The following is a 12,242-nucleotide window of genomic DNA, read 5'->3' on the forward strand; positions in this document are numbered from 1 at the left end:
TTCATAGCTCATCTGGCCGTTTGATTTTCTTTGTTTTTCTTACGAAGCTATTCGTAAAAACTTTTTATTTCAACAACAGACAATCTTTTACTTATCCAGCAGTTCTTCCATTTCCGTCAGCTTTTCTTCAAAGACATCCAGAGCATCTAAAATAGCTTGTTTATGCGTCATATCTACACCAGCTTTTTTCAATACATCAATAGGGTCTTCACTGCTTCCTGATTTCAAGAAACCTAAATAACGATCTACAGCCCCTTCTTCACCATCTAGGATCTGTTTCGATAATGCAGTGGCTGCAGAATATCCTGTTGCATATTGATATACATAATAATTCATGTAAAAATGCGGAATACGTGCCCATTCCAAGCCAATCTTCTCGTCACTTACAACATCTTCACCATAATACTTTTTGTTTAAATCATAATAAACTTCTGTCAGCCTATCTGCAGTTAAGGCTTCACCATTTTGAGCCAATACATGAATATCATGTTCAAACTCAGCAAACATGGTCTGACGAAATACAGTTCCACGGAAGCCTTCTAAAAAGTGATTTAGAATATACAGCTTTTCTTTTTCATCATCAAGATGCTTTAATAAATAATCGTTTAATAAGGCTTCGTTTGTTGTAGAAGCAACCTCTGCCACAAAGATAGAATAATTCCCATAGCGGAACGGCTGATTCTTTCTGGAATAGTAGCTGTGTACGGAATGCCCAAGCTCATGAGCCAGCGTAAATGTATTGTTCACATCATCCTGCCAATTCAAAAGAATATATGGATTCGTTCCATATGTTCCGGACGAATATGCACCACTGCGCTTCCCTTTATTTTCTTCGACATCAATCCATCGTTTACCAAAAGCTTCTTCTAAAATATCTGCATAGTCCTCACCCAAAGGTTTGAGACCTTCCTGCACATATTTTTTAGCTTCATCATAAGTAACAGGCATTTTCACATCTTTGACCAACGGTGTGTATAAATCATACATATGCAGCTCATCTACACCAAGAATTTTCTTTCTTAATTTTGTATAACGGTGTAATAAAGGTAATTTTTCATGAACTGCTTCAATTAAATTATCATACACTTCTTCAGGAATATGATTATTATCTAAAGCTGCCTGACGTGCACTTTCATAATTTCGAACTTTCGCATTGAAATTATGTGATTTTACTTCTCCACTCAATGTGGAAGCAAATGTATTTTTAAATGAGCCGTACGTGTCATACATTGCATTGAAGGCCTGCTCACGCACATTCCGATCGGATGATTCTAAAAAGGTAGAGTATCTGCCATGTGTCAGTTCTACTTCTTCTCCATCTTCATTTGTAATAGACGGGAAGGTCAAATCTGCATTATTCAGCATACTGAATGTTTGTGATATTGCTCCAATTGGTTCGTCCGCTTCTGCAAGTAGTACCTCTTCCTTCTCACTCAACACATGCGGGCGGCTGCGGTTAATATCATCCAATACCTTTTTATAATTTTGGAGCTCTTTATTTTCTTCTATAAACTGCTTGAGCTGTTCTTCCGGTATTTCCAGAATTTCTGGTACAAGAAAACTAAATTGGCTGGATGCAGCAGTCAGCAGATTTTCTGCTTGTGCATTTAAGCCCTGATAATAAGAATTTGTTGTATCCTGGTCTGTACGCAAATGTCCATAAACATACAGCTTACCTAGACGCTCTGATAACTCATCCTGCAGCTTAAATGCTTCTAATAGCGTATCCGAGGAGGTGTTTAATTTTCCTTTATACGCTGCCAATTTTGAAATATCATTTTTCAAGCTTTGGAATTCTTCTTTCCACTTTTCGTCTGTTTCAAAAATATCCTCCAGACGCCAGGTTAATTCTTCAGGTATTTCATCACGCTTTGGTAATTGCTTTGTTGCTTTTGCCATACGGTTATTGCCTCCCTTTTTACAAATGAACAGTATTTTCAGTATTTGACTCGTCTCAGGATGCTAATTTAAAAAGTTATACTGTTTTTATTCTTCTTATTTAGTATAACGAAATAAGTGGTAATCATGCTCGTATTTTGCTTTTTTTTCCGTGAAAAACTGTTTAAAAAAGGATTGATCTCCCAAAAAGGCTTGTTCTTGAGAGGAATAGTAAATGATTTCCTGGTTTGTTCGAAGAATCGTGGAGGATTGTATTTCAATATAACCTGATTGTTGCAGCTGACTAAGGTAAACCCCGAGCGCATCTGAAAAATCTGAATTTTCTTTGCTGTAAAATGAGTAAAGTACGTTTTTCAGCACAGCTATATCAATCCTATCACCTGCTTTTAAATCCGCTATACAGCAAACATATAGTTCTGTTTGCCATTTATAGTATGGGACAGCAGTTGAAGCCTGATACGGAACAGGCAAAAAACAAATACTCGGTAAATGCTGAAAGATATAGCCCTTCTCATACAACCACCTGCGCAGTTTAAATGTTTCTCCATAGAAACCTTCCACTTTTGTACGCTGGCGATATAGCTCTTTCGCCCAAACTGCAGCAAAACTGCCAGGCATTTTTGCTTTTTGAAAAAGATGTTTAAAATGAAGCTTGTGAAGAGGGTATACCAGCTGCTTTGCAAAAAGCTTTGAGGTTTGAAGCGGATATAAACGATGAAGAACGGCCATTTCTGATATAAAGGGATCATAAAAGAATAATTGAGGATATTTCTTTTGAGGTGAAAAACGGATAAATGTATCTAAAAATTGATTAGTCCGAAACGTATACGCTCCTTTTTGTTTTAAATATTTCGCTCCAAGAATCCAAATTGACTCAATGCCTAATGATTTATAGCCTTGCATCCGGCTTAAAATTACTTCCTGCGATATTTTAGAGCATTGAAATTCTACAGCTATTTTCTTCCCGCCAACGTTGAGAAAAATATCAGCTCTTTGGCAAATTTCCGGGAAATATACTTCTAATTCTACCTGCATATTAAACCGGTTTAACCAATTAAATAATTGCAGCTTCCCTTTTTCATGATAAGGACCTTCCCCGCCTCCCGAAAGCAGACATTCTGTATGTGGCAAATGGGCAAAATGAGCTGCTACTCTTTCACCAGACCTGATAATCACTCTCTCCTTACATGCGGGGCAATAAAATAAATCTTTTTCTTGTTTCCATTCTGCAATTTCCTTCTGTGAATGCTGAAACAGCAGAATAGATTCTTCTTTTTTGTTCATAGCCCGTTGCAAATTTTACCACCTCCAGTACTATGTATTTCGACAGCATCCCTTCTTTTCCTGCTAAAATAGAAAAGAATTTATTTTTGCTGCAGCATAGTCTGTGTAGTAGCGTGTTTTTCTCTTCAATATGTATGCTGGAAGATGTTAATAAAAAAGATTCCATAAAAAAAACCTACAACAAATCGTTTCATATGATTTCTTGTAGGCCTCATATTATACGTCTTTAGGAAAATACTGACGAATCTGTTCAAACGCATCACTTTCCATAATTCTCTTTCCATACTCTTCAAGCAAATGAACAGAAATTGATGAATCTGTTGCAAATTCGAGTACTTGACTGATGACATCTTCCTGACGATGCTCATCTAATACATCATAGGAAAATTCGATATATAAATAGTATTTGTCATTGTAGGAATATAAAGTTTCTTCTCCAAAATCACTTACATTCTGCAGCTGGTGACTAAGCTGAATCATATTCTCAAATTCTTCAAATTCTACAATAATCCATAAATTTTCTTCCATCAAATCATCCGTCTTCTCGTCTTCATCTTCGTCTTCCTTTTTGCTATCCCCAAACTTCTCATCTAAAATATTTTCAAGCTGATCGTCTACTGGTAAATCAATATTTCCATCCTCTGTTTCCAGCTCTAGATGTTCGCCGTTTTTAGAGACTTTTGCTTTTGTAACAATAATTTCAAGTCCTTTTTCCATAGCTTGAACTTGTATCCAAAGCGGCCCGTCAGGATTAAAATCTTCACGATAATTTACTTCATCCATCATCTGCCAAAATAATTGCTCGCTTCTTTCACGATTGTACCAAATTTCTTCTTTTTCAAAACCGAGTTCTTCTATATCAACATAAGAAATATAAAATTTGATGGTGTTTTCATTAATTCTTTCTATCTCCACAGTAAGCTCCCCCTTGTCATTAAGATAGAATCATCTCCTGCATGTTCATCTTACACAATGCCTGAGCCGACAGCATGTAATCAATATTTATATAATAGATGTACCCAAACCAATATAATCCTAATCATGAATTCCTTTTATCATATTGTATGCAAAAATGCAATCCACAAGAAATGAATATGCCTAGTTATCATTAATTTTCTGAAAAAACAGTTGATGTTCCCTGATTATTTCCTGCTAAATATCATTGTGTTTACACTTTTTATTTAGTTAGTTATTCTAACGTATTTCAGGTGTTTTGTCATTTATCAGGGCTTTTTCATTAGAAAAAAGATTTTTGTTTTCTGCTAAAAAGAATTGTTGTGTCGGAAAGCTTGTCCTATTACAGCCTTCGGGATATTTACATTTCAGGTGCAGGCGTCTAAAAGAGAGGCTTCCTAAAAAACTCACTCTTCCAGTCTACAATCATAAGTAAAGGCACAGAAAAAAATCTGCGCCTTTACTTATTTATTTATTTTTTTATTATTAATTAACCATTCGTTGTGCTTCACGCAATTGGAATGTTCTAACTGTCCTTGGTAAGAAACGACGAATTTCATCTTCGTTATAACCAACCTGCAGCCTTTTTTCATCTAAAATAATAGGACGGCGTAATAAGCCGGGATTTTCTTGAATTAAATTAAATAAATCTTTCATAGGCAGCTGATCAATATTTACATTCAACTTTTGAAAAACCTTCGACCTTGTTGAAATAATCTCATCTGTTCCATCCTCAGTCATACGCAATATCTCTTTAATTTCATCAAGAGATAAAGGCTCAGAAAAGATATTACGTTCTGTAAAAGGAATATTATGCTCTTCCAGCCATGCTTTTGCTTTTCTACATGAAGTACAGCTTGGTGAGGTATAAAGTGTTACCATAAAACTTCACTCCTCAATCTATTTTATATTTTCGGCAATCCTACCTGACTTTATTAAATAATAATAAGTCTAATCTATATGTACTTATTATACACCAAATATCTAATAAAAGGTAGGGGGTGCGATAAAATGATTTATTTTATTTATCCTACCGCTTCTCACATTTTTAAGATTCCCTTATCCAATTGATAATAAACCCATATTTATAAATAAATTTCATCTGAATAGCTCATCCAATAAAGTTAGCCTGCCCAATCTCCCTTCATACCAATACTTATCCTTATTTTAACATTTCTCAATTGAAAACGCTTTATAGAAATCATCTCAAAAAAACACTTGCTTTTTTAATAAAAGGACATTATGATAATTAACATAACTTTTGATGTTAGGTTTCTTGACATATATTTTTAAAAGGGGGATATTCATTGAAAAAAGTAGAAGCAATTATACGCCCAGAGAAATTTCAAGATTTACGGGAAAGATTAGCATCTATCGGGTTTGACGGCCTGACGGTTACAGAGGTAGCAGGAACAGGTAAGCAAAAAGGAAAGGTTGGTGTATACCGTTCTACAGAATTCGAGGTCACCTTACTCTCTAAGCTGAAGGTGGAATTAGTTGTTTCTGAAGAAAGAGTAGATGATATTGTCGGCCACATTATCGATGCTTGCAAAACAAATCAAATTGGCGACGGAAAAATTTTCATACATCCAATTGAGCAGGTAATTCGAATTCGCACTGGAGAAAGCGGGACAAAAGCAATTTATTAAATTTCAGGAGGAATCCCTATGTTCAGGAAAACATTTATATCAGCAATCTTATTATTTTTATTTACCACGCCAGTATATGCAGCTGCACCAACTGTAGAATCATTAGAGCTATCCATTAATCTTGTGTGGGTAATGCTGGGAGCCTTTTTAGTTTTCTTTATGCATGCTGGCTTTGCGATGGTTGAATCAGGTTTTACCCGTTCTAAAAATACATTGAATATTTTAATGAAGAACTTTTTAACTATTTGTATTGCTTCTATTCTCTTTTTTGCAGCCGGATATGGAATTATGTTTGGTTCCTCAGCAGGCTCAATTATTGGAACAGATGGTTTCTTCTTAACTGGTGTGAATGATATCGGCTTCTTCGTATTCCAGGCTATGTTTGTTGCAACCTCAGCAACGATTATGTCTGGTGCAGTTGCTGAACGAATTAAGTTAGGCAGCTATGCACTTATCGTTGTTGCAGTAACTCTATTTATCTACCCTATAGTCGGACACTGGATTTGGCAAGGAGACGGCTGGTTAACCACTCTAGGATTCAGTGATTTCGCCGGTTCTACAGTAGTTCATTTAACTGGAGCAATCGCAGCATTAATGGTTGTATTAATTCTTGGTCCAAGAATCGGAAAGTACAACGGTAAAAAAGTAAATGTTATTCCGGGACACAACTTACCTTTAGGGGCACTCGGAGTATTTATTCTATGGTTAGGATGGTTTGGGTTCAACGGAGGCAGCACATTGGCAGCTGATCCATCTCTTGTTCCCAGTGTTATTGCAACAACTTTATTATCTACTTCTGCTGCATTAGTATCTTCTTCTTTCTACACAAAATTACGTTTTAAAAAGGTAGATGCATCTTTATCAATGAATGGTGTTTTAGGTGGACTCGTAGGTATTACTGCTGGAGCAGCAGAAATTTCACTAGGCGGATCTATTATCGTGGGTCTCGTCTCTGGTATTTTACTCGTGGAAGCCATTCGCTTTATTGATACCAGACTACGCGTCGATGATCCGGTCGGAGCTATCGCAGTCCATGGTGCCTGCGGAATTTGGGGTACACTAGCTATCGGATTTTTCTCTGTCGATACAGGTTTATTTTACGGAAATGGATTTAACCAGTTAGGAATCCAGGCAATCGGGATATTAGCAGTAATTATTTGGGTATCTATAACAGTTGGCGGTTTTACTTATCTGCTAAACAAAGTCTCTCCTATTCGTGTTTCTGCTGAAGAAGAAAAAGCCGGACTGGATTTTGCTGAACATGGTTCCAGCGCTTATAATTTTAAGGATAGCTATCTGGAAGGAACTTCAAGCACCAAAGCCCCACTCGCTCTGGCCGATCGTCTTAATCACTCTGGACCATCTTTGGAAAGCCCGACAAAACCATAAATACTAAAAAAGCTGTAGAACAGATTTTTCTACAGCTTTTTTAATTAAAATAAAAGACATCATCTCTCTAGGAATGATATTCTTTTTAAAATATACACTTTTCATTTACGTTTAATTAGATTTTTTCCGTTTTTGCATACCAGCTAAAAGATTATCTGATTTTTCATCCTCATTGTAACGCAATACCTCTTCAGAAGGCTGATATTTTTTCCCGTAAATTTCTTTGTCTTTATATGTATGAATATCTTCATACATTTTTTTCATTTGACCATAAATCACTTCTTCTGAATCATCCTGCGGTGACCAATATAAAATCTCCATTGGTGTTTCTTCATTTGTTGCCAATGACCTGCGGTTATAGCCGATAGATCTTGCATGATGAAAACCTTCCCGGGAATAAAATTTTAATCTTTTTTCCGTATCTGTATCATCATAATCAATTGGCTCCACTTCCAAAATAATTGCCTTATTTTTTTCCTTGAGTTTATTCATCAATTGATGACCGATACCTTGTCCACGCGTGTTCGATGACACCCAGAGGTAATCGATAAAAATAAACGTATCAAATTCTGCATACATCAATACATGCTTTGGGCTTTCATCTTTAAAATAAACATCACCCTTTTCTTCCAGCAATAACTCCATATGCTTCTTAGATTTCATTTCTTCTACTGGAAAATAATCGTTCAGCTTTTCATACCAATTCATTCAGGTTGCTCCTTTTCGATTATTGTCGTTTTATTATAACCGATATCATTTTAATTGTGAAATGATACCGGGGCAGAAGGGTGGAACAAAGACTTCCAGGTAAAAATAACAAAAGGGAATAACTGCGGGCAGTACAATAAGATTAATGATTCAGAGTAATAAAAGAGCCACAGAATAAGGATCTGCGGCTCTTTTATTACTCTTCTTTACCAATTAAATAGTCTACATTCTCTGTATAATTATTACCTGCATTCCATAATAAATACTCATCAATACCATTCTCATACAATGCTTTAATTTGCGCTTCTACTTCCTCTTTTCCGTACTGGAATGTCGGTCCGCTGTATAGCCAGGGAGCACTGAAATCCTGCAGCCAAGGGCGTGATACTGGCGGCTCTTCTAAAGCACCCAATACTTCGTTTTCAACTTTGGAGTATTCATCGACAAGGGCATATGGTTCTTCATCCGGATTAGAAATTCCAAAATAAGAACCCCAATGGCTTGGATAAATCATAGATGAAATAATATCCACATTCTCTGAGATTTTCGAGAAGTTTTGACCAATTCCCGGTGTTTCCTCAATCGTTGCTGCGTATCCAAAAATATCAACAGATACATCAACATCGTAATCGCTTAGTTCTTCACGGGCGTAAGCAACAAAATCAGTCACTGCTTCAACACGCTTTTGAATATTATCCATATCTAAATCTGCATAATCCCCCATGGAATACTCCAATTCTTCATCCCTTTCTTCAAAACCTTCTGGGAAACGGACATAGTCAAATTGAATTTCTTTAAAGCCCATTTCTGCTGCCATTTTAGCAATCTCTACATTATACTCCCAGACTTCTTTTTCAAATGGATTGACAAAAGCGTCCCCTTTATTATTCTTCCATACTTCTCCGTTTTCTTTATAGGATAGATCAGGACGGGCTTCAGCTAAAATATTATCTTTAAAAACAACGATACGCGCAATTGGATAGATCTCTTCCTGCTCCAACCGTTCCATCATTGCATCAGGATCAGAAATAAATGTTGTTCCTATATCTTCATATACTGACCCTTCTTCAGGAGCAAAAGTGATATGTCCGTAATCCTCTTTCACATCAATTACCATTGAATTTAAATCTGTAGAGGATACCAAATCTATTAAACTTTCCATCTTTTCCCCACCAGCAGAATTTCCAGTTACATAGATTCCCCGTACTGCATCTGGATATGTAAAGTTATAATCAGATGTAATGACGAAGCGGCTAAACCGTTGAGACAGATCAATTTCTGTTAAGCCGGTCGTTCGCTCTTTATGCGATTTTGCTTCAACATCCACACCATCCTCTGCATGAACTACATTTGCTTGTCCCAGCCCAGTAAATGCCGCACCAGCAACAGCAAAACTTACTAACAAGCTCTTCCATTTCCTCATCCAATCAATCTCCTACATATGTATTTTATTATTAGTATAAAGGAATGATAGTATTTTTTAAAAGGAAAACTCGAAAAAAGTGGAAAAAAGTTTTATTTTAAAATAGGACCTAACATTTTGTCATTTTCCAAATACTTGCATAGGCTGCTTGCAATTTGTCAAAAATAAATTTATAATAAACTTAATTTAATATTAGAAGCATTGAAGAAGTTATAGTGTGTGTTTAAAAAGTCCGATAAATAGGATCAAGAAGTTCAAGGCGACTAACTTTTTACGAACGGAGCGTATGCTTTATAATACGTGAGTAACGCTTTTGGTGGGGCGAGTAATCGCAAATGTTTTCGATGGGACGAGTAATCGCAGTCCCAGTCCCAGTCCCATTGGAAAAAGTTAATCAACATAGAAATTCCCCGTGTCATCTTTATTGGATTTTTTGAACATCCTCTTATAGTACATCTTTCCCGCTGATTTTTAGAGAGCTTGTGGTGCTGGAAACAAGTATCAAGGTTAGATGGAATTGGGCTTTGGAGCTTTGTTTTAACAATGAAGTGATTCTATTTATAGAATAATCAGGGTGGCAACGCGGTTCATTCGTCCCTATTTTTGGGAATGAGTGGGCTTTTTTTATTGCCTGGGAAATACTTAAACCAATCCCGGCTTATATCAAGTAAAGGAAACTGCTTCTTTGAAAAATGCTCCAGTCAGCTGAAGCATGGATAACAAATATCTTTTCTGCTTTTAAATAAATGAATGAGGTGAGGACATTGCAAACTATTTTTTCAGGAATTCAACCTAGTGGTACATTGACACTAGGAAATTATTTAGGTGCACTTCAACAATTTGTCGAATTACAGGACGAATATGATTGTTATTTCTGTATTGTTGATGAGCATGCAATAACTGTTCCACAGGACAGATTAGCTTTAAGAAAGAACATTAAATCATTAGCTGCGCTTTACTTGGCTTCGGGTATTGATTCAAATAAAGTAACACTTTTTGTCCAATCAGAGGTTTCAGAGCATACACAGCTGGCTTGGATTTTACAATCCATTAACTATGTCGGTGAGCTGGAAAGAATGACACAATACAAAGATAAGTCAAAAGGACAGGAAGCAGTTTCTTCTGCTTTATTGACTTATCCTACACTGATGGCTGCTGATATCTTACTATATAACACCAATGTCGTTCCTGTAGGAGATGATCAAAAGCAGCACTTAGAGTTGACTCGTAATTTAGCGCAGCGCTTTAATCATCGCTTTAACGATATCTTCACTATTCCAGAAATTCGCATCCCTAAAGTCGGTGCCCGTATTATGTCTTTACAGGAACCCACTAAAAAAATGAGCAAATCTGATACAAATCAGAAAGGCTTTATTTCTATGCTTGATGAACCAAAACAAATCGAGAAGAAAATTAAAAGTGCTGTTACAGATTCAGAGGGTATCGTAAAATTTGATAAAGAAAATAAACCAGGTGTCTCCAATTTATTAACGATCTATTCCGTATGTACAGGAGAGTCCATCGAGAGCCTCGAGCAAAAATATGCAGGTAAAGGCTATGGAGACTTTAAACAAGGTGTAGCAGACGCTGTTATCAGTGTTTTAAAGCCAATTCAAGACAGATACGAAGATTTAATTGATTCTGAAGAGCTTGACCTTATTCTTGATAAAGGGGCTGAAAAAGCTTCATTTACTGCTGGAAAGACATTAAAAAAAGCCAAAAAGGCTGTAGGGCTTGGCAGAGTTAGAAAATAAAAAAACAGCATATAGAGCTTAAATCCGAACTAATGAAAAATCCAAGGAAACAGAGATTGCCCATTTCCTTGGATTTTTTTCAATTTTGTTTAGAGGTATTTTCTTCAGATTCCATTTCAGACTCCCACATCTTTTCCAAGAAAGCCTGCCCCCGGATTAGTTTTCTGCAAAGCTCTTCATGTGCTTGGCTCCAGCCATCCTTCAAGCCATTATATAGTGCCTCCCAAACTTCCTCTTCATCCATATATTTGATATAAGGATATTTTTTGGGGTCCCATTCCGTAAGCCAGTATCTCAGCTCTTGCTTATTATTCGTTGTCTTTAATTGATCTAATCCAATCATTAACAGCTGCTTAAGCTGGCGCTCTCTCCTTGTCAGTCCATGAATAAAGGATGGCGGCATGGATAACATATGATAATCCTTTTGATAATTCTCACTTTTAAATGCGTATGATTTTTGTTCTGCTTTTTCAATCATGCTATACACTAATTGTTCCTGCCTTGGAATTAATCTGCTTTTTCTTACAGGAATATAATATCCCGCCGTATCAAAAGCTAGTATTTCCATACCATCTGTTACTACAGCAGCGTATTCCAGTACCGTTCTTTTTTGACCTTTTCGTATTGTCGCTCTTTTGTAAATACTATCGAGTAAATCTTTCGGGAGTTCACGAATATCGTTTTCAATGTATTCGAAAAGCTCACTCGATATGTACAGCAGCGGAACTTGATCTAACAATTCAATTGAATCAGACTTCCGCCATTCATGGAAGGGGCATACATTATACCCGTTCTCTTCCCCTTCAAACCAATTTACCCAAGCATCATGTAAATATAACATTTCCTAACCCCACCTTATCTTCCATTTAATATCTCTTAGTTCAAAAGAGGAGTATGTTCAACCTTTAAGATACGCTGTAATATCTATTAGTACGTATTCAAAAAGTTCGATAAAAAGGACCAAGAAGTTCAAGGCGGCATGTTTTTTACAAACGGGCTTCCACAGGATGTGGTGACTTCTGTGTTGTCCACAAATGTTTTCGGCGGGACGAGTAATCGCAGTCCCAGGACGTGGACGATTTTAATAGAAGTTCCCATATGTTTTCAAATACGTGAGTATTGAAAAAACATGTCAACGAAGAAATTCGCCGTGTCATTTTTGTTTGACTTTTTGAATGTCCT

At 36.4% G+C, this 12,242-nt stretch carries 10 protein-coding genes; 3 read left to right on the forward strand and 7 right to left on the reverse strand.

What is annotated here, in order from left to right:
• Positions 1-87: 87 nt before the first annotated feature.
• From pepF to spxA, 4 genes are all read right to left on the reverse strand, one after another.
• Entirely contained in the window at positions 88-1,899 is a 1,812-nt protein-coding gene (gene pepF / locus MHH51_RS15780) for an oligoendopeptidase F (RefSeq protein WP_147210983.1), read from the reverse strand.
• 96 nt (positions 1,900-1,995) lie between these two features.
• Positions 1,996-3,195 (reverse strand): competence protein CoiA family protein, encoded by a 1,200-nt coding sequence (locus MHH51_RS15785; protein WP_339282475.1) that lies wholly within the window; start codon positions 3,193-3,195, stop codon positions 1,996-1,998.
• 204 nt (positions 3,196-3,399) lie between these two features.
• Positions 3,400-4,098 carry an adaptor protein MecA gene (gene mecA / locus MHH51_RS15790; RefSeq protein WP_147210981.1) on the reverse strand — a complete coding sequence of 233 codons (699 nt, stop codon included), beginning with the start codon at positions 4,096-4,098 and terminating at the stop codon, positions 3,400-3,402.
• A gap of 525 nt (positions 4,099-4,623) precedes the next feature.
• A complete protein-coding gene (gene spxA, locus MHH51_RS15795) occupies positions 4,624-5,019 on the reverse strand; it encodes a transcriptional regulator SpxA (protein WP_077600932.1) in 396 nt (131 codons plus the stop codon).
• 425 nt (positions 5,020-5,444) lie between these two features.
• On the opposite strand from spxA, the gene MHH51_RS15800 reads away from it, so the two are divergent.
• Together MHH51_RS15800 and MHH51_RS15805 are read left to right on the forward strand one after the other, a co-directional pair.
• Positions 5,445-5,786 (forward strand): P-II family nitrogen regulator, encoded by a 342-nt coding sequence (locus MHH51_RS15800; protein ID WP_147210980.1) that lies wholly within the window; start codon positions 5,445-5,447, stop codon positions 5,784-5,786.
• A gap of 18 nt (positions 5,787-5,804) precedes the next feature.
• Positions 5,805-7,175: an ammonium transporter gene (locus MHH51_RS15805; RefSeq protein WP_147210979.1), complete on the forward strand. Its 1,371-nt coding sequence runs from the start codon at positions 5,805-5,807 to the stop codon at positions 7,173-7,175.
• A 111-nt stretch (positions 7,176-7,286) separates the two neighbouring features.
• Here MHH51_RS15805 and MHH51_RS15810 read toward each other — a convergent pair whose 3' ends face one another.
• The gene (locus MHH51_RS15810; protein WP_147210978.1) at positions 7,287-7,883 is read right to left on the reverse strand and encodes a GNAT family N-acetyltransferase; all 597 of its coding nucleotides are present in this window, start codon (positions 7,881-7,883) and stop codon (positions 7,287-7,289) included.
• Positions 7,884-8,079: 196 nt separating this feature from the next.
• Positions 8,080-9,306, reverse strand: coding sequence for a putative glycoside hydrolase (locus tag MHH51_RS15815; protein ID WP_156985969.1), 1,227 nt, complete (start codon positions 9,304-9,306; stop codon positions 8,080-8,082).
• Between the two features lie 764 nt (positions 9,307-10,070).
• Here MHH51_RS15815 and trpS point away from each other — a divergent pair.
• Positions 10,071-11,060 carry a tryptophan--tRNA ligase gene (gene trpS / locus MHH51_RS15820; protein WP_339282476.1) on the forward strand — a complete coding sequence of 330 codons (990 nt, stop codon included), beginning with the start codon at positions 10,071-10,073 and terminating at the stop codon, positions 11,058-11,060.
• A 79-nt stretch (positions 11,061-11,139) separates the two neighbouring features.
• Here trpS and MHH51_RS15825 read toward each other — a convergent pair whose 3' ends face one another.
• Positions 11,140-11,901 carry a DUF3603 family protein gene (locus MHH51_RS15825; protein ID WP_147210976.1) on the reverse strand — a complete coding sequence of 254 codons (762 nt, stop codon included), beginning with the start codon at positions 11,899-11,901 and terminating at the stop codon, positions 11,140-11,142.
• Positions 11,902-12,242 lie beyond the last annotated feature (341 nt).

It is taken from the genome of Oceanobacillus sp. FSL K6-3682, assembly GCF_037976165.1.
Taxonomy (GTDB): Bacteria; Bacillota; Bacilli; order Bacillales; family Amphibacillaceae; genus Oceanobacillus; species Oceanobacillus sojae.